This window comes from Stenotrophomonas lacuserhaii (assembly GCF_014836545.1).
GTDB lineage: Bacteria > Pseudomonadota > Gammaproteobacteria > Xanthomonadales > Xanthomonadaceae > Stenotrophomonas > Stenotrophomonas lacuserhaii.
Map to the genome: position 1 here is coordinate 162,531 of NZ_JACSQS010000004.1, position 18,431 is coordinate 180,961.

The 18,431-nt window shown below is 67.4% G+C and carries 16 protein-coding genes; 11 read left to right on the forward strand and 5 right to left on the reverse strand.

Annotation, left to right across the window (positions count from 1 at the left end; all coding sequences use genetic code 11):
• Positions 1-109: 109 nt before the first annotated feature.
• A complete protein-coding gene (locus H9654_RS06170; RefSeq protein WP_191769840.1) occupies positions 110-682 on the forward strand; it encodes a hypothetical protein in 573 nt (190 codons plus the stop codon).
• A 4-nt stretch (positions 683-686) separates the two neighbouring features.
• On the opposite strand, the gene H9654_RS06175 is transcribed toward H9654_RS06170, so the two are convergent.
• Both H9654_RS06175 and H9654_RS06180 read right to left on the reverse strand, forming a co-directional pair.
• Positions 687-1,487 carry an MBL fold metallo-hydrolase gene (locus tag H9654_RS06175; protein ID WP_191769842.1) on the reverse strand — a complete coding sequence of 267 codons (801 nt, stop codon included), beginning with the start codon at positions 1,485-1,487 and terminating at the stop codon, positions 687-689.
• A gap of 11 nt (positions 1,488-1,498) precedes the next feature.
• Positions 1,499-2,314 (reverse strand): S1/P1 nuclease, encoded by an 816-nt coding sequence (locus tag H9654_RS06180; RefSeq protein WP_191769844.1) that lies wholly within the window; start codon positions 2,312-2,314, stop codon positions 1,499-1,501.
• A gap of 103 nt (positions 2,315-2,417) precedes the next feature.
• Here H9654_RS06180 and H9654_RS06185 point away from each other — a divergent pair, with 103 nt between their 5' ends.
• Complete coding sequence (locus H9654_RS06185) at positions 2,418-3,140, forward strand: aspartate/glutamate racemase family protein (RefSeq protein ID WP_191769846.1); 723 nt, start codon at positions 2,418-2,420, stop codon at positions 3,138-3,140.
• Between the two features lie 87 nt (positions 3,141-3,227).
• Here H9654_RS06185 and H9654_RS06190 read toward each other — a convergent pair whose 3' ends face one another.
• Positions 3,228-3,854 carry an OmpW/AlkL family protein gene (locus H9654_RS06190; RefSeq protein WP_191769848.1) on the reverse strand — a complete coding sequence of 209 codons (627 nt, stop codon included), beginning with the start codon at positions 3,852-3,854 and terminating at the stop codon, positions 3,228-3,230.
• A gap of 190 nt (positions 3,855-4,044) precedes the next feature.
• On the opposite strand from H9654_RS06190, the gene gap reads away from it, so the two are divergent.
• The 8 genes from gap (at position 4,045) to H9654_RS06230 (ending at position 15,439) form a co-directional block, all read left to right on the forward strand.
• The gene (gap, locus tag H9654_RS06195) at positions 4,045-5,049 is read left to right on the forward strand and encodes a type I glyceraldehyde-3-phosphate dehydrogenase (protein WP_191769850.1); all 1,005 of its coding nucleotides are present in this window, start codon (positions 4,045-4,047) and stop codon (positions 5,047-5,049) included.
• Between the two features lie 163 nt (positions 5,050-5,212).
• Positions 5,213-7,903, forward strand: a complete 2,691-nt coding sequence (locus H9654_RS06200) for a DUF2339 domain-containing protein (protein WP_191769852.1) — start codon at positions 5,213-5,215, stop codon at positions 7,901-7,903.
• The gene (locus tag H9654_RS06205; protein ID WP_191769854.1) at positions 7,900-9,258 is read left to right on the forward strand and encodes a DUF3999 domain-containing protein; all 1,359 of its coding nucleotides are present in this window, start codon (positions 7,900-7,902) and stop codon (positions 9,256-9,258) included. Before H9654_RS06200 ends, H9654_RS06205 begins: the two co-directional genes overlap by 4 nt.
• A gap of 136 nt (positions 9,259-9,394) precedes the next feature.
• Positions 9,395-10,570, forward strand: a complete 1,176-nt coding sequence (locus H9654_RS06210; protein ID WP_191769855.1) for a phosphoglycerate kinase — start codon at positions 9,395-9,397, stop codon at positions 10,568-10,570.
• A complete protein-coding gene (locus H9654_RS06215; RefSeq protein ID WP_191769857.1) occupies positions 10,570-11,256 on the forward strand; it encodes an HAD hydrolase-like protein in 687 nt (228 codons plus the stop codon). Before H9654_RS06210 ends, H9654_RS06215 begins: the two co-directional genes overlap by 1 nt.
• Positions 11,257-11,577: 321 nt before the next feature.
• Positions 11,578-13,044 carry a pyruvate kinase gene (pyk, locus tag H9654_RS06220; RefSeq protein WP_101100891.1) on the forward strand — a complete coding sequence of 489 codons (1,467 nt, stop codon included), beginning with the start codon at positions 11,578-11,580 and terminating at the stop codon, positions 13,042-13,044.
• Between the two features lie 138 nt (positions 13,045-13,182).
• Positions 13,183-14,187 (forward strand): class I fructose-bisphosphate aldolase, encoded by a 1,005-nt coding sequence (locus tag H9654_RS06225; protein WP_042614593.1) that lies wholly within the window; start codon positions 13,183-13,185, stop codon positions 14,185-14,187.
• 124 nt (positions 14,188-14,311) lie between these two features.
• Positions 14,312-15,439 (forward strand): ABC transporter substrate-binding protein, encoded by a 1,128-nt coding sequence (locus H9654_RS06230; protein ID WP_191769859.1) that lies wholly within the window; start codon positions 14,312-14,314, stop codon positions 15,437-15,439.
• A gap of 40 nt (positions 15,440-15,479) precedes the next feature.
• On the opposite strand, the gene H9654_RS06235 is transcribed toward H9654_RS06230, so the two are convergent.
• A complete protein-coding gene (locus H9654_RS06235; protein WP_191769861.1) occupies positions 15,480-16,085 on the reverse strand; it encodes an O-acetyl-ADP-ribose deacetylase in 606 nt (201 codons plus the stop codon).
• 201 nt (positions 16,086-16,286) lie between these two features.
• A complete protein-coding gene (cysK, locus tag H9654_RS06240) occupies positions 16,287-17,246 on the reverse strand; it encodes a cysteine synthase A (protein WP_101100885.1) in 960 nt (319 codons plus the stop codon).
• 199 nt (positions 17,247-17,445) lie between these two features.
• On the opposite strand from cysK, the gene H9654_RS06245 reads away from it, so the two are divergent.
• Positions 17,446-18,429 (forward strand): LysR family transcriptional regulator, encoded by a 984-nt coding sequence (locus tag H9654_RS06245; protein WP_057687362.1) that lies wholly within the window; start codon positions 17,446-17,448, stop codon positions 18,427-18,429.
• The last annotated feature ends 2 nt before the right edge of the window (positions 18,430-18,431 follow it).

An 18,431-nucleotide genomic window follows, 5' to 3' on the forward strand; every position in this document is an offset into this window, starting at 1 on the left:
GTGGTGTTATTTTTACGCTACGACGCCTCTCAACGAGCGATTACCGATGCTGGATGCTGTGTCAACTTCGCCGCGCGACCTTCCCGCCGGGCCACAACGGGCCGTTGCCATGAAGCGGCTGTCGATGCTGGTGGCCGGCACCTTGTCGCTGGCCGGCTGCGCCACCCATGAGCGCCTGACCGCGCAGGACACGCGCTCGGAAAACGTGGATCACCAGCGGCTGCAGGTGCGCAGGGACGGCGGCGGTACGGGCGCCGTGGAAGCGTATGCCCTGCGGCCAACGGAGGGCTATCGCATGCCCCAGCTGCATACCGCCCCGCCGCCGGTGCTGGGCAGCGCGGATCCTCGCCAGGAACTGCCGCCGACGAAAGTCTGCCTGCAGTTGGTGGTGGATACCGAAGGCAGGGTAGAGCGCAGCCTGCCGCTGGCGGATCGGCCGGAGTGCGAAGCGGGGACGGCCGCAGTCAATCTTCCGCTGCTGCAGGCAGCGCAGCAGGCGGTGGCGATGTGGCGGTTCTCGCCTGCCGCGCTCTGTCATTTTCCTGCGGGAAGCGCACCGCGCGATGCCACCGACTGCGACGGCGCCGAGCGGATCGAAGCGGTGCCGGTCAGCCTGCTCTACGCCTTCACTTTCGAAATAGTGAAGGGCCGGCACTACGTCCGTAGCGAAACCGGCGGCTGAGCGTTCAGCCGCCCCCGAGCAGGTTGGCTTTTACCGCCGGCTGCATCAGGCGCGGTTCGGCCAGGGTCGCATCGCGGGCCTGGCGCATGGCCACGAACTCGGCTTCGGCCACGCCGTCGCGGACGTGGATGTTGTGCGCGCGCTGTTCGCCGATGGTGGTCTGGTTGGCGACGTCGCGGCCACCGGCGCCGTAGTCGTGGCAGACGAAGACGCGCGTCTGTCCTGGTAGTGAAAGCAAGCGCTGGATCGAGCGGTACAACTGCGTCGCATCGCCGCCGGGGAAGTCGCAGCGCGCGGTGCCGCTGTCGGGCATGAACAGCGAATCGCCCGGGAACAGCGCGTCGTCGATCAGGTAGGCGATGCTGTCGCTGGTGTGGCCGGGCACGGCGATCACGCGTGCGTCCAGCGTGCCCAGCGCGAAGCGCTCACCGTCGGCGAACAGATGGTCGAAGGCGTCCGGCATCGCCGACAGGTCCAGCGCAAGGCGCGGCGCGAAGGTGGCCTGCACCGCGCGGATGCCTTCGCCGATGGCCAGCGTGGCCTGCGGGAAGCGTGCCTTCAACATGCATCCAGCCGACACATGGTCCGCATGGGCATGGGTTTCCAGCAGCCAGCGCACGTCCAGCTCATTGTCGCGCACGTGGTCCAGCAAAGGCTGCAGCGCCGCATCGGACAGCGTGCCTGAATCGGCGTCGTAGTCCAGCGCGGCATCGATCAGCGACGCGTGGCGGGTGGCCGGGTCGTGCACCACGTAGCTGAAGGTATGGCTGTCGGGGTGGAAGAACGACTGGACGTGGGCAGGCATGCGTGGGTTCCTCAGCGACGGCCGAGGGCGCTGTTCAAGACCTGCGCCAGGCGCTCGCCGGCGATGCGCAGTTCGCCCTCGGCCACGGGGCGATACTGTTCGGTGTAGGTGTTGTCGAGCTTGCGCGAGGCCGGGTAAACCCCGTGTTCAACCGCCACCCGGCAGCTGGATTCAGCCCATGCCGCCGCATCCCGGCGCAGGTCCACGCGGCGCGCCAGCGACGGTCGCGGCAGCGACTGCAGTACCTTCAGGTAGCCCTCGTCATCCAGCTTGCGCGTGTTGAGCAGGCCGCTGTCCCACAGCGAGTGCAGGTTGGTGCCGCGCCCGTTGAACTGCAGCTGGAAATCGTTGCCGCCCTTGTCGTGGCCGTAGCCGGCATGCATCGGCTGGTGGATGTCACCGACCAGGTGCACCACGAACTTCAGCGCCTGCGTGCGTTCGGCATCGCTGCGGTTGCGGTCGGACAGGATCAGTGTCTGCTGCTTCAGCGCCTCGATCACGCAGTTGCCGTCCGGGCAGTGCTTCGGTGCATCGTAGACGCAGCCGTCTTCGGCCATGTTGATGTAATGCCACTTCGCCGAACGACGTCCCAGGTCACGATCGGTGGCGCGCAGCTGGTCGGCCCACGGGGCGATGCCGGACAGGGTGGGATCGGTCTCGCCGGCCAGCAGGCGATCCACTTCGGCGCGCGCCGCCGGAGTAAGGCGGGTTTCCGCAACGCGGCCCACCAGCCGGTGACCCTGGGCGCCCCAGGCCAGGGCATCGGTGGAAACGAGGGTGAGCGCTGCCAGCAGGGCAGCAGCCGGGATCAGGGAGGAGAATTTCATCCTGCGCATTCTAGCGGGCGCACCGTGCCTCGGCTTGCCTGGATCTGGCCGGGAACGCCCGCACCGGGGTAGGCTGACAGCTCCTTTTCCAGGGGTAGCCCGCATGCAGCAGAGGATCGTGGGGCTGGTCGGTGGCATGAGCTGGGAGAGTTCGGCCCATTACTACCGGCTGATCAACGAGCACGTGCGCGACGCGCTCGGTGGCATGCACTCGGCGCGCCTGTTGCTGTGGTCGTTCGACTTCGCCGCGATCGAAGCGCTGCAGCGGACCGCGGACTGGCAGGAAGCGACGCGCCGGATGATCGATGCCGCGCGCCGGCTCGAGGCGGCCGGCGCCACGTGCATCGTGATCTGCACCAACACGATGCATCGCATGGCCGAGGACGTGCAGGACGCCATCGGTATCCCTCTATTGCATATCGCCGATCCCACCGCCGCCGCCGCACAGGCCTCGGGGCTGAAGCAGGTGGGGTTGCTGGGCACGGCCTTCACCATGGAGCAGGCGTTCTACACAGGGCGGCTGCAGGACCGGCACGGCCTGCAGGTGCTGGTGCCCGGCGAAGAAGACCGCGCCGAAGTCCACCGGATCATCTATGAAGAACTGGTGCAGGGCAGGGTACTGCCGGCGTCGCAGGCGTTCTACCGCGAGGTCATGCAGCGGCTGGTGGACCGTGGCGCGCAGGCCGTCATCCTGGGCTGCACTGAAATCATGATGCTGGTCGGCCCCGACGACGCCAGCGTGCCATTGCTGGACACCACGGCGCTGCATGCGCGCGCCGCCGCGCAGCATCTGCTGGGCGACGGCACGGCGCTACCGGTCCGGTAGGTCCGCGTGGGTAGGTGACGACCGTTGGTCGTCATGCTGTTGGTAGTGACGGCCGCTGGCCGTCATGCGCTTTGGACGGCCCGCGGATCAGAACTTGATCACGTAAGACACGCCATAAGCCAGCGGATCGATCTCCACGGTGCCCAGCTTCTGCCCATCCAGCTTCACCTTGCTGTCGATGTCCATCCAGCGCAGGTCCACGCGCAGCGCGGCTTTTTCGTTGATCGCGAAGTCCAGGCCGGCATGCGCGGCCAGGCCCCAGGAGTCGTCCATCTTCAGCCTGCTGCCTGCCAGCGCGCCGCCGGTTTCTTCGCTGAAGAACGTGGTGTAGTTGATGCCTGCGCCAACGAACGGGGACACCTTGCCCTGGCTGTTGAAGTGGTACTGCAGGGTCACCACCGGCGGCAGGTGCTTGGTGCTGCCGACCCGGCCGAGCCCGTCGATATTGATGTCGTGCTTGAACGGCAACGCGGCCAGCACCTCGATGCCCAGGTTGTCGGCGATGAAGTACTCGCCGGTGATGGTCGGCTTGATGTCGCTGTCCACGTCCACCTTCAGCGTGCCACCGGCCAGCGTCCCGTTGTTGGACTTCGGTGCCACCTGGTGGACGCCGGCGGAGAGCGTCCAGTCGCCCTTGGACTGGGCCATGGCCGGGGCGGCGGCGAGGGACAGGGCGGCGGCCAGGCCGGCCAGCAGGGGAGCGGTGATGCGCATGGTGCGGGTCTCGTTGCGGGGTGATGGGGCCAGTCTCGGCCGGGCCCGCCTGCGACGCCTTGATCCGGATCAAATCGGCCTGGGCAGCCCGGCCGCAGGCGGCTTGGCCGCCGGTGGTCAGGACGGTTTGCTAGACTAGTGGGCCTTATCCATCCCGCCGCGTCGCGCGCGGCCGCAGGAGCTCATCAACATGGCAATCAAGGTTGGTATCAACGGTTTCGGTCGCATCGGTCGCAACGTCCTGCGTTCGGCGGTGCTGAACTTCGGCGACGACATCGAAATCGTGGCCATCAACGATCTGCTGGAGCCGGATTACCTGGCCTACATGCTGAAGTACGATTCGGTGCACGGCCGCTTCAAGGCCGACGTGGCCGTGGAAGGTGGCGACCTGCTGGTCAACGGCAAGAAGATCCGCCTGACCCAGGAACGCGACCCGGCCAACCTGAAGTGGGACGAAGCGGGCGTGGACGTGGTGATCGAATCCACCGGCCTGTTCCTGACCAAGGAAACCGCACAGAAGCACATCGACGCAGGTGCCAAAAAGGTGATCCTGTCGGCGCCGTCGAAGGACGACACGCCGATGTTCGTGTTCGGCGTGAACGACAAGACCTACGCCGGCCAGGCGATCGTCTCCAACGCCTCGTGCACCACCAACTGCCTGGCCCCGCTGGCCAAGGTGATCAATGACAAGTGGGGCATCAAGCGTGGCCTGATGACCACCGTGCACGCGGCCACCGCCACCCAGAAGACCGTTGACGGCCCATCCAACAAGGACTGGCGCGGCGGCCGTGGCATCCTGGAAAACATCATTCCCTCCTCCACCGGTGCGGCCAAGGCCGTCGGCGTGGTGATCCCGGAATTGAACAAGAAGCTGACCGGCATGAGCTTCCGCGTGCCGACCTCGGACGTGTCGGTGGTCGATCTGACCGTCGAGCTGGAAAAGGAAGCCACCTACGCCGAGATCTGCGCCGAAGTGAAGGCACAGAGCGAAGGCGCGCTGAAGGGCATCCTCGGTTACACCGAAGACAAGGTCGTGGCCACCGATTTCCGCGGCGAAACCCACACCTCGGTGTTCGACGCCGAAGCCGGCATCGCCCTGGACAGCACCTTCGTCAAGCTGGTGTCGTGGTACGACAACGAATGGGGCTACTCGAACAAGTGCCTGGAAATGGTGCGCGTCGTCGCGGCGAAGTAATTCCATCCCGCGTGTGATCCTGCGAACCCCGGCCCCGGCCGGGGTTCGTCGTTTTGCGGGGTTGCCCGCTTGGCGGTCGATTCCTGCGGTTGCCTGACTTGCCGTAGCATGGCACGGTCCACCGGCGCCAATCGGGGCGCGGGCAGCACCAGGAAGCGACTGAATGGAAGCGTTGATTGCACTGCTGGTACTGGTGGCGCTGGCCATCCCGCTGTTGTTGGTGATCGCGCTGGTGATGATTTCCGGACTGCGCCGCCGCGTGGGCGCGCTGGAGCAGGCCCTGCTGGCACGCGATGAGCGCGTGGCAGAACCCTCCACTGCGGTCAGCGGAAGCGCGCCGGTGGCCGATGATGCATGGGATCCGGTCCCGCCGCTGCAGCCCTGGCCACTGCATGCCCCGCACGCGGAGGCGATCGAGCGCGAAGAGGCGCCGGAGGTCTTCGCCAACGTGTCTGCCGCGGCGCCGCCACCGCTGCCGCGTGAACACCAGGACACCCCGGAACCGCAGCCTGCGCCGGCCCATCGCGAACCGCCGCCGCCGTCCGGTCCGAACCCGATCGAGCGCGCATTGGCAGGTGCCAAGCGCTGGTTCACCGAAGGCAACGTGCCGGTCAAGATCGGCATGCTGGTACTGCTGGCCGGTGTCGCCGCGCTGCTGAAGTACGTCAGCGACCAGGGCCTGCTGGACGTGCCGATCGAGCTGCGCCTGGCCGGCATCACGCTCGGCGCGCTCGGCCTGCTGGTGTTCGGCTGGAAGCAGCGCGGCCAGCGCCGCCTGTTTGCGCTGGCGCTGCAGGGCGGTGCCATCGGTGTGCTGCTGCTCACCACCTTCGCAGCCTTCAAGATCTACGGACTGGTCGATCCTGCGCCGGCGTTCATCGCCAGCATCCTGCTGGTCGCCGGCCTGTGCGTGCTGGCCGTGGTGCAGGAATCACGCACGTTGGCGGTGCTGGGCATCCTGGCCGGCTTCATGGCGCCGCTGTGGCTCTCCACCGGCAGTGGCAACCACGTTGGGCTTTTCAGCTACTACGCGGTGCTCAACGCCGGCATCTTCGCCATTGCCTGGTTCCGTCCGTGGCGCGCACTGAACCTGCTGGGTTTCGTGTTCACCTTCGGCATCGGAACAGCCTGGGGCGTGCTGCAGTACCGCCCGGAGGACCTGCCGACCACGCAGCCGTTCCTGGCCCTTTTCTTCGCCTTCTACCTGCTGATCCCGCTGCTTTACGCACGGCGCCAGCCGGCGGAAAAACGCGACCTGGTCGATGGCAGCCTGGTATTCGGCACGCCGCTGGTGGCGTTCTCGTTGCAGGCCGCGCTGCTGCACGAGCAGCCGATGCTGCTGGCCGGCATCGCAGTGGGCGTGGCAGCGGTATATGCGGTGCTCGCCCGCGCGCTGATCACGCGTGCGTCCTATAGCGTGCTGGCCCAGTCGCACGCGGTGCTGGCGGTGGGCTTTGCCACGCTGGCGGTGCCGCTGGCGCTGTCGGCACGGGTCACCGGCGCGGTGTTCGCGCTGGAAGGCGCAGGCCTGGTGTGGCTGGGCCTGCGCCAGCAGCGCCGCCTGCCGCAGATCAGTGGCGCGCTGCTGCAGATCGCGGCGGCATTCGCCTTCGTCGCCGGTGCCGACCACTGGGACAGCGATGCGCGCATGTTCCTCAATCCCACTGCGATCGGTGTGCTGCTGCTGGCGCTGGCCGGCTTCGCATCGGCATGGAGCTGCCGCCGGCACGCCCGCAGCAGCATCGCGCTGGTCTACTACCTGTGGGGCCTGATGTGGTGGCTGACCGGGCTGGTCGCCGAGTGCTTCCGTTTCGTGCCCGACCGTCACCAGCCGGATGCGTTGTTGATCATCGCCGCGGTAACCGGTTGGCTGGCCGCCGAGGCCTATCGTCGCCAATCCGCACGCGTGCTGGGGCTGACCACGCTGGCCATGCTCGCCTTCGCTTTCCCGCTGCTGATCGCCCAGGTGGGCACGCACGAGCAGCCGTTGGCCGGCTATGGCGGCCTGGCGTGGGCGCTGATGGCCGTGCTCGGTACGCGTTCGCTGCATGCGCTGCGCCAGGGCGCTGGCCGCGTGGCCGTGGTCGCGCAGTTCCTGTGGTGGCTGCTGTGGCCCTGCGTGCTGTCGCTTGCACTGCAGCAGGTGGCCAGCCGCTTCGGCATGGCCGGCGGTTGGCAGGTGGTGGTGGTGCTGCTGCCGTGGATCGCGCTGGTGGTGGCCACGCTGCATCGCTGGCGCTGGATCAGCCTGCCGCTCGGCACGGCCTTCGATCCTGCCCGCCCGGTGCTGCAGAGCGTGCTGTTCGGTCTGCTGGGCTGTGTCTGGCTGTACCTGCACAGCACGCCGGGCCACTCCGATCCACTGCCGTGGCTGCCGCTGGTCAACCCTGCCGAACTGGTCCAGTGGGCGATCCTGCTGCTGGCCGCGCGCTGGCTGTACATCGGCCAGGCGCCTGCCGCGCTGGAGCGGATCCGCGTCCCGCTGCTGTCGATCGCTGCTTTCATCGCGGTGACCAGCCTGACCCTGCACGCGGTCCATCATTGGGGCGGGGTGCGCTGGAACGAGGCGCTGCTGGGTTCCAGCCTGGCCCAGACCAGCCTTACCGTGGTCTGGAGCGTGCTCGGCGTGGTCGCCTGGGTATGGGGCTCGCGGCGCGGCCAGCGCGTGTTGTGGACGGTCGGTGCGGTGCTGATGGCGGTGGTACTGGCCAAGCTGATCCTGGTCGACCGCCAGCATCTGGGCAACCTGCTCGGCATCGCCTCGTTCATCGCCTACGGGCTGTTGTGTACCGTGGTGGGATACTTCGCGCCGGCGCCGCCGCGCCAGCCGCAGACCGTGGAGAACCAAGCATGAAAACGTGGACGGGGCTGTTGTTGGCCCTGCTGGTGGTCCCCACTGCCGCACACGCGCAGGAACATCGGCAGCAGTACGTAGAGCAGTGGCCGCTGAGTCTTTCCAGCGCGCAGTCCGGTGCCTACCGGATCACCCTGGAGCCGCAGATCTACCGCCGTGCGTGGTCACCGCAACTGGCCGACGTGCAGGTCTACAACGCCGCCGGACAGGCGCTGCCGTCGGCCCTGCTGGCGCCGGACCAGCCACTGGCGCAACCGCCGGTGCAGCGTGAGCTGCCCTGGTTCGTGCTGCCGCCGCTGGATGCAGGCAGCCGCAACGACCTGCAGCTGCTGACCGAGCGCGACAGTGACGGCCGCGTGCGCCGGGTTGAAGCACGGCTTGGCGCATCGGCGGGGGCGGCGCAGTCGGCGGGCTGGTTGATCGATGCCAGCGTGCTGGGACAGCAACCGCTTGCCGCCGTGATGCTGGACTGGGAAGCGCCGGCACAACCGCTGCAGGCCACCGTGCAGGTCGATGCCAGCGATGACCTGCGCAACTGGCAGCAGATCGATGCGCAGGTGCCGCTGGTGGACCTGCAGCGCGCTGGCAAACGCCTGCTGCAGCGCCGGATCGGCGTGGACCGCAGCGTGCGCTACCTGCGCGTGCTGCCCAACCAGGGCCAGCAGCTGCCTGTGCTGCGTGGCGTGCTGGCGGAACTGCCGCCGGCCGCGGCGACGATTCCGTGGGAGTGGGTCGCGCTGCAGCCGGTGAAGCAGGGCAGCGGCAGCTTCGAGTTCACTCTGGATGGCCGCTACCCGGTGAGCCGCCTGGATGTAGCCACCCCCGACAACAGCCTGGTGCAGTGGACGGCCTTCAGTCGCGATGATCCGGCGGCCGACTGGCAGCGCCGCACCGCGCCATGGGTGGCCTACCAGCTGGAGGCCGGCGGCGGCAGTCGCCAGCAGTCCGCGCCGCAAGTGTTGTCCGGGGTGACCCGTGATCGTTATTGGAAACTGGTGGCCGATCCGGCCACGACCCCCGCCGTGCCCACCCTGCGCGTGGGTTACCAGCCCGAAGTGCTGGTGTTCCTGAGCCAGGGTGCGGCGCCTTATGCGCTGGCCGTGGGCAGCGCGACGGCGGTGCGCCAGGAGGCGCCGGTGGGGGTGCTGATCGAGGATCTGCGGCAGCGCAATGGACCGGCGTGGCAGCCGACGCTGGCACGTTTCGAGGGATCCCCGGAGACGCTGGCCGGAGCGGCCGCCCTGCAGGTGCCGCGTGACTGGAAGCGCTGGCTGCTGTGGTCGCTGCTGGTGCTGGGCGTAGTGGTGGTGGGGTGGCTGGCGCTGAGCGTACTGCGGCAGAAGCCGGCCGCCTGATGCTCTGGTGGGTGACGACCAACGGTCGTCACCCACCGGGCCGTCACTACCCGCGGGGTTTGCGATGCGCCTGCGCAGCCGGGACAATAGTGGGCTGCGCCGCGCGGCGCGTTTCTTCCCCAGAACAGGAATGCCCATGTCCATCGTCCGCATGACCGACCTCGACCTCTCCGGCAAGCGCGTGTTGATCCGGCAGGACCTGAACGTGCCGATCGAGAACGGCCAGATCAGCTCCGAACAGCGCATCACCGCCTCGCTGCCTACGCTGAAGCAGGCGTTGGAGCAGGGCGCGGCGGTAATGGTGACTTCGCACCTGGGGCGTCCGAAAGAGGGCGAGTGGAGCGAGGAAAATTCGCTGCAGCCCGTTGCCCGCCGCCTGTCCGAACTGCTGGGCCGTGACGTGCCGCTGCTGCGCGACTGGGTCGGCGGCGTGGACGTGCAGCCGGGCCAGATCGTGCTGCTGGAAAACTGCCGCATGAACGTAGGCGAGGGCAAGGACGATGAAGCGCTGGCCCGCCAGTATGCGGCGCTGTGCGATGTGTTCGTGATGGATGCCTTCGGTACCGCGCACCGCGCCCAGGCATCGACCCACGGCGTGATCCGTTTCGCCCCGGTGGCGGCCGGTGGCCCGCTGCTGATGGCCGAACTGGATGCGCTGGCCAAGGCCCTGAAGGAACCGGCCAAGCCGTTGCTGGCGATCGTGGCCGGCAGCAAGGTCAGCACCAAGCTGGAACTGCTGGCCAGCCTGGTCGGCAAGGTCGACCAGCTGATCGTCGGCGGGGGCATCGCCAACACCTTCATCGCCGCCGCCGGGTACCCGGTCGGCAAGTCGCTGTACGAACCGGACCTGCTGGAAACGGCGAAGAAGATCGTCGCCGATGCCAAGGCGCGCGGTGCGGACATTCCGCTGCCCACCGACGTGGTGGTGGCCAAGCAGTTCCTGCCCGATGCCGAAGCCACGGTGAAGGCGCTGGCCGATGTCGGCGAGGATGACCTGATCCTGGATATCGGCCCGCAGACCGCCCAACAGTACGCCGGGCTGATCAACCAGGCCGGCACCGTGGTCTGGAACGGCCCGGTCGGCGTGTTCGAATTCGAGGCCTTCAGCAAGGGCACCGAAGCGCTGGCGCGTGCCATCGCCGGCTCCAAGGCGTTCTCCATTGCCGGTGGCGGCGACACGCTGGCGGCGGTCGACAAGTTCGATATCGCCGGCGACGTCAGCTACATCTCCACCGGTGGTGGTGCGTTCCTGGAGTTCCTGGAAGGCAAGCCCCTGCCGGCCGTGGAGGCCCTCCAAGCGCGGGGTGCGTAATGGAGCAGGATCAATGGGTGACGGCCGTCGGTCGTGACGCTGTCGAGGTGCCTGACACGCTGTTCTTCGATCTGGACGGCACCCTGATCGATTCGCAGGTCGGCATCACCCGCTGCATCACCCACGCTTTCGAGCGGATGCAGCATCCGGCGCCTCCGGTGGAGGCGCTGCGCGGCTGGATCGGTCCCTCGCTGCGAACCAGCTTCGGTCCGCTGTTCAACGATGCGGCGAAGGTGGAACAGGCCGTGGCGTATTACTGCGAACGCTTCGAGGCCGAAGGCTGGCAGGAGCACGCGGTGTTCGACGATATCGAACAGGTGGTGCGTGCGCTGCACGCGCGCGGCCATCGCCTGGCCGTGGTCACCGCGAAGAATGAAGCTCACGCGCGTCGCATCATCGAGCACCTGCCGTTCGGTGCGTGTTTCGACGAGGTCATCGGGGCCACCGCCGATGGCAGCCGCAGCAGCAAGCCGCAGCTGGTGGCCGAAGCGTTGTCCCGGCTGTCGCTGCAACCAGGCCAGTGCTGGATGATCGGTGACCGCCGCATGGACATCGAAGGCGCGCGCCACCACGGCCTGCGCAACATCGGCGTGCTGTGGGGTTTCGGCGGTGCCGAAGAGCTGAGCGAGGCCGGCGCCGATGTGCTGGCGACCTCGCCGAAGGAGTTGCTGACGCTGATCGGGTGATGCCGGGGTATGCGGGGTAGCGCCGAGCCATGCTCGGCGTGATGTGCCCGGCATGGCGGGTCCTGACGCAGGCCGCGCTGCGCGCTCGCCGAGCATGGCTATGCCGGTCATCCTGACCGGCACCCTTCGGGCCGTCGCGAGCGACGTTGGCAGCGGCTCCTGCCGCCGCCTTCGGCGCTACCAGTGGCGCTGTCGGTCGTCCATGCTGCCCCGTATTGTCTTGCAGACATCGCGCAGAACCAGACCCCGCAAGGGTGTAACCGCATACATGGGTCGTGAAGGATGTGCTAATTTCCCTGCTTTAACGGGAGCCCCTAAACCATGTTCGAGCGTCAGCGTCGCACCAAGATCCTAGCCACCCTCGGCCCGGCCACCGATCCGCCTGGCATCCTCGAGGAGCTGTTCCGCGCTGGCGTCAACGTGGTGCGCCTGAACTTCAGCCATGGTGATCCGTCCGGCCAGGCCAAGCGTGCCGCCGACGTGCGTGCCGCCGCTGCCCGCGTGGGCGTGGAAGTAGGCATCCTGGCCGACCTGCCGGGCCCGAAGATCCGCATCGAGCGCTTCGCCGACGGCAAGATCCAGCTCAAGGCCGGCGACCGTTTCGATCTGGTGGCCGCCACCAACGTGCCGCCGGGTGACACCACCCAGGTCGGCGTGAGCTACCTCGGCCTGCCGCAGGACGTCGGCCCGGGCGATGTGCTGTTGCTGGATGACGGCCTGATGCAGCTGCAGGTGGTGGAAGTGCAGGGCGAGCGCATCATCAACACCGTGCTCAACGACGGCGTGCTGTCCGACCGCAAGGGCCTGAACAAGCAGGGCGGTGGACTGTCGCTGGGTGCGCTGACCGAGCGTGACAAAGAGCTGATCGGCATCGTTGCCAAGATCGGCGTGGACTTCATCGCCGTGTCGTTCTGCCGCAACGCGCAGGACATGAATGACGCCCGCGAGATCGCCGAATCGCACGGCTGCTATGCCGCCCTGGTGTCCAAGATCGAGCGCACCGAAGCCATCGAGAACCTGGAAGAGATCGTCGACGCCAGCGATGTGGTGATGGTGGCGCGCGGCGACCTGGGCGTGGAAATCGGCGATGCCGAGCTGCCGGGCCTGCAGAAGAAGATCATCAAGGCCTCGCTGGCGCAGAACAAGGTGGTGATCACCGCCACGCAGATGCTGCAGTCGATGGTCGAAAGCCCGATCCCGACCCGCGCCGAGGTGCTGGACGTGGCCAACTCGGTCATCGACGGTACCGATGCGGTGATGCTGTCGGCGGAAACGGCCGCTGGCGCCTACCCGGTCAAGGCGGTGGAAGCGATGGCGCGCATCTGCCTGGGCGCCGAGCGCCAGTTCCAGACCGAAACCGACTTCGGCGCCTCGCCGCGCAATCTGGAACGTGCCGACCAGGCCATCGCCATGGCCACCATGTTCCTGTCCCAGCACGTCGGTGTGCGCGCGATCGTGGCGATGACCGAATCCGGCGGCACCGCCCGCTACCTGTCGCGTTTCCGTGCCTCCGCGCCGGTCTTCGCGGTGACCCGCCACGACGGCGCCCGCCGCCAGATGGCGTTGATGCGCGATGTGTTCCCGATCAACTTCGACAGCCGTGGCCTGACCCCGCGTGAAGCCGCGCGTGGCAGCATCCGCCTGCTGGCCGAAGCCGGGCTGCTGGCCGCCGGCGACCGCGTGGTCTTCACCAGTGGCGAACACATGGAAACCCATGGCGCCACCAACACCCTGCGCCTGCTGGAAGTGGGTGCCAACGGCAGCGCCAGCGGACTGGGCGAGCTGTAAGCAAGCCCGGACGGCGCGGCGCAATCGCAGCGCCGTCACGGTTCACCGCATGAAAGCGATTCCAGATCCCGTGGACGGACAGTTCACGGGAGGCGGGGGCTATAATCGGGTTTTTCCCGCACCCGCCACAGGAAGTACATGAGCATCGAACAGCTGGCTGAAACCGCCCAGGCCATGGTCGCCCCGGGCAAGGGCATCATCGCGATCGACGAATCCACCGGCACCATCGCCAAGCGCTTTGCCAGCGTCGGCGTTGAGAACACCGAAGAAAACCGTCGCGCCTACCGCGAACTGCTGCTGACCACGCCGAAGCTCAACGAGCACATCTCCGGCGCGATCCTGTTCGACGAGACCATCCGTCAGTCGACCAAGGACGGCGTGCCGTTCGCCAAGTACATGACCGACAACGGCATGATCCCCGGCATCAAGGTCGACAAGGGTGCCCACCCGCTGGCCGGCTGCCCGGGCGAGCTGGTCACCGAAGGCCTGGACGGCCTGCGCGAGCGCCTGCAGGAGTACTACAAGCTGGGTGCGCGCTTCGCCAAGTGGCGTGCGGTCATCAACATCGGTGAAAGCATCCCGTCGGGTACCTGCATCGAGTCCAACGCGCATGCGCTGGCCCGTTATGCCGCCCTGTGCCAGGAATGCGGCCTGGTGCCGATGGTCGAGCCGGAAGTGATCATGGACGGCGACCATGACATCGAAACCTGCTACGAAGTCACCGAAGCCACCCTGCGCTCGCTGTTCGACGCGCTGTACCAGCAGAACGTGCTGCTGGAAGGCACCATCCTGAAGGCCTCGATGGTCATCTCCGGCAAGGACTGCGAAGAGCAGGCCGATGCCGAGGAAGTGGCCGAATCGACCGTGATGTGCCTGAAGAGCACCGTGCCGGCGATCCTGCCGGGCGTGGTGTTCCTGTCCGGTGGCCAGAGCGACGAGCAGTCCACCGAGCACCTCAACGCGATGAACCAGATGGGCAACCTGCCGTGGCCGCTGACGTTCTCCTACGGACGTGCCATGCAGCAGGCCGCACTGGCGCTGTGGGGCAAGGACACCAAGGGCAACTACGCCGCCGCGCAGAAGACCGTGTACGAGCGCGCCAAGGAAAATGGCCAGGCTGCACTGGGCAAGTGGAACGGCTGATTCGGCTGCCCCGCCGAGGAAAGAACGCCGGTACGTGCCGGCGTTTTTTTTTTCGGCTATCGTGTCGCCTGCCCGGGGCATGGCCACTTCGCGGCCTCTGAATGATGGGCCAAGGAGAAACACCATGCGTACTGCAACGACACTATTGGCCGCCGCCCTGGCGCTGGCTATCAGCGGCTGTGGCCAGAAGGCGGGCGCCGCCGACGGTGGCAAGGCCGCTTCGCTGGACTTCGACAAGGCAGTGGCCGGCGAGATCACCACGTCCAGCCCGCTGAGTTTCAGCGACGGCAGCCGCTACCAGCTTTATTCGATGCAGCTGAAGGACAAGCAGGCGGTGTCGCTGAAGCTGGTCGGTTCGCTGTCCGGCGCGATATCGGTGTTCCGCGACGACGGCACCCTGGTGACCCGTGGCGAGCGCTCCGAAGACAGCGGCCTGGAAGTGACTTTCCGTGCCGACGGAGCCGGCCGTTACCGTATCGCTGTCAATGGCGACGACGCCGATGCCTATGGTCCGTATCGCCTGCAGGCCACCGAGGTGGTGCCGTATGACGGCAAGCCGCTCGCCAATGGGGGGCAGATCGTCGACCTGCTGGCCGGCCAGCGCCAGGAATACACCCTGCAGGTCGACAAACCCGGCCTGTATCAGATCAACCTGACCTCCAATGCGTTCGACACCGTGCTCGACCTGAAGGGCGCCAACGTGGAAGAGGAAGACGATGACGGCGGCAGCTCCACCAACTCACGCCTGAGCCTGATGCTGGACAGCGGCACCTACAAGCTGGGCGTGCGCGCGCTGGATGACGAAGGCAGTGGCCAGTTCCGCCTGGACGTCAAGAACACCGCGCTGGCCGCGGACGTGGTGGCCGCCGATGGCACCACCCTGGCCGTCGGCGCCAACGTGCAGGCGCTGCTGTCGCGCGAGGACGGCGAGCGCCGTTTCGTGCTGAACGTGCCGCAGGCCGGCTCGGTGCGCATCGATGCGCTGTCCGACCAGGTAGACACCACCCTGCGGCTGACCGGCGGCACCATCAACCTGGAAGACGACGACGGCGGCAATGGCACCAATGCACGCCTGCAGGCGAACCTGCCGGCGGGTCGTTACCAGCTGCTGGTCGCCAGCCTGGAAGAAAGCCAGGCCGTGGTGCAGGTGCGGGTGAGCGCGGGGAGCGGCGAATCGCTTTCGGTGCGTGATGCCGCATCGGCGGACAGCGACGTAGCGGTTGCGGCACCGGCCGATGTGGACGCCAACTGATAACGCTTCAACGGTGACGACCCTCGGGTCGTCACCGCCTTCAGAAAGCCGGCATCAACGACTGCGCCGCAATGGCGCGATCACTGCTGCGCGGTGCCTCGCTCTCATCGTCCAGGGTCTGCCCGGCGGCCGAAAGCGCCTGCTGGTAGGCCTTGAACGTGGCGGTGTTATAGGCCACCAGGATGATCCGCCGCGGCTCACGATGGCTGCGCTGCCAGGCCAGCGTCTCCGTGGCCGCGATCTCGGCCGCACGGTACAGCGGATAACCGTAGACGCCACAGCTGATCGCCGGGAAGGCGATCGAGCGCGCGCCGAGTTTCTCGGCCAGCTGCAGTGATTTCCAGTAGCAATTGGCCAGCAGTGCGCTTTCATCGCGCTGGCCGTCATGCCAGACCGGGCCCACCGTGTGCAGCACGAAGCGCGCGGGCAGTTCATGCGCGTCGGTGGCCACCACTTCGCCGGTGGGGCAGCGCACGCCGGGGCGCAGCTGCGGCAACTGCTCGCACGACTGCAGCAATCCAGGACCTGCTGCCCGGTGGATGGCACCGTCCACGCCGCCGCCACCGAGCAGGGATTCGTTGGCCGCATTGACGATCGCATCCACCGCCAGGGTCGTGATGTCACCCTGCCAAACTTCGATCTTCATGCTTCCTTCTCCTGGCTGTCGTTGAAACGGCGCAACGTCCCGCGTTGCGTGTGCCACCGTAACCGGGGCGACATGCAGGCTGCGTCATGACCGTCTCACACGCTGCGAACGGGAAAACAACACCGCCGCCGGGAGGCAGGAGACGGGGTCAGGTTACTTTCCGCAGGAAAGGAACCTGACCCCATTCTGCTGGCCGGGACCTTACGGCAGGCCGGCCAGCCAGTCGTCGTCGGACCCTTCGTTCACATCGGCGAACAGTGGCGTGGAGAAGTAGCGTTCGCCGGTGTCCGGCAGCATTGCCAGGATCACCGAGCCCGGTTCGGCGCGTTCGGCGACATCCAGCGCGCTGGCGAGCGTGGCGCCGGCGGAAATGCCGACAAACAGGCCTTCTTCGGCGGCCAGCCGGCGCGCGGTGCTGATCGCGCGGTCGTCTTCCACGGTCACCAGTTCGTCCACCACGTTGCGGTTGAGCACGTCCGGCACGAAGTCCGGCGTCCAGCCCTGGATCTTGTGCGGCTTCCAGTCATCGCCCTTCAACAGCGCCGCGCCGGCCGGTTCGGTGGCGATGATGCGGGTCTCCGGTCGGGCTACCTTCAGTACCTCGCCCACGCCGGTCAGGGTGCCACCGGTGCCCCAGCCGCTGACGAAGTAGTCCAGGCGCCGGCCGGCGAAGTCACGCAGGATCTCCGGCGCGGTAGTGTTGCGGTGATAGGCCGGGTTGGCCGGGTTGGCGAACTGGCTGGCCAGGAACCAACCGTGTTCCTGGGCCAGTTCGGCTGCGCGGCGCACCATGCCGCTGCCGCGCTCGGCGGCCGGGGTCAGGATCACCTTGGCACCATACGCGCGCATCAGTTTGCGACGCTCGATGGAGAAGGTTTCCACCATGGTGGCGACGAACTTGTAGCCGCGGGCAGCGGCCACCATCGCAAGCGCCACGCCGGTGTTGCCGGAGGTGGCCTCGATGATCGTATCGCCCGGCTTGAGCAGGCCGCGCTGCTCGGCGTCGAGCACGATCGCCAGCGCCAGCCGGTCCTTGACCGACCCGCCCGGATTGAATGCTTCGACCTTGGCGTACAGGGTGACGTGCGCCGGTGCCAGTCGGTGCAGCTTGACGATGGGGGTGTTGCCGATGGTATCGAGGATGGACTCGTACAGGGCCATGAGGGCACTCCGGGAGGGGCCGCGCCAGACGCGGCGGCAAGAGGGAAGGCGACCGCTGCTGGTGACCGCCTTGGCCGGCTGACCGTAGCGCTGCCATATGACAGCAGGAAATGACCAGATACCTTTCATAAACAACGTTTGGTTATATGTTGGTGAGGGCAATTGACCTACAGTGGTTTTCCCTACCGAGCCGCCTGCCATGACGCTGACCCAGCTCCGCTATCTGGTCGCCATCGCCGACGCCGAGCTGAACATCACGCTCGCCGCCTCGCGCGTGCATGCCACCCAACCCGGACTGTCCAAGCAGCTCAAACAGCTGGAGGATGAACTGGGCTTCCTGCTGTTCGTGCGGCGCGGCCGCAGCCTGGAATCGGTCACTCCGGCCGGGGTGGAAGTGATCAGCCGCTCCCGCGCGGTGCTCGCCGAAGCCAACAACATCCGCACTTACGCCGCCAACCAGCGGCGCGAGAGCCAGGGCCAGCTGGTGCTGACCACGACCCACACGCAGGCACGGTTCGTGCTGCCGCCGGCGGTGGCACGGATCAAGCAGGCCTATCCGCAGGTGAGCGTCCACCTGCAGCAGGCCGCTGAAAGCGACGCGCTGGACCTGCTCAGCCAGGGCGATGCGGACATCGCCATCATCAGTACCGCCGGTGGCGAACCGAGTGCCGGGATCGCGGTGCCGCTGTACCGCTGGCGCCGTCTGGTGCTGGTGCCCAAGGGCCACCCGCTGGACCGCGCCGGCCGCGCCCCGGACCTGGCCGCGTTGGCCGCCCATCCGCTGATCAGCTACGAATCGTCCACGCGTGCGGCCTCTTCGCTGCAGCGGGCCTTTGCCGGATCCGGGCTGGAGCCGGACATCGCGCTGACCGCGCTGGATGCCGACCTGATCAAGACCTACGTGCGCAGCGGGGTGGGCGTGGGCCTGCTGGCTGAAATGGCGGTCAGTGCCGCCGACCACGACCTGCGCGCCTGGGTGGCGCCGGCGCCGATCGCCGAATGCATCGCCTGGGCGGTGCTGCCGCGTGACCGCGTCCTGCGCGACTACGCGCTGGAACTGGTGCACGTGCTCGCCCCGCAGATCGACCCGCGCGATCTGCGCCGGGTACTGGATGGCAACCAGGCCGCGAACTGGCCGCTGCCGCCTACGTGGGAATCGTTGACCCAGACCATTACGTCCTGACC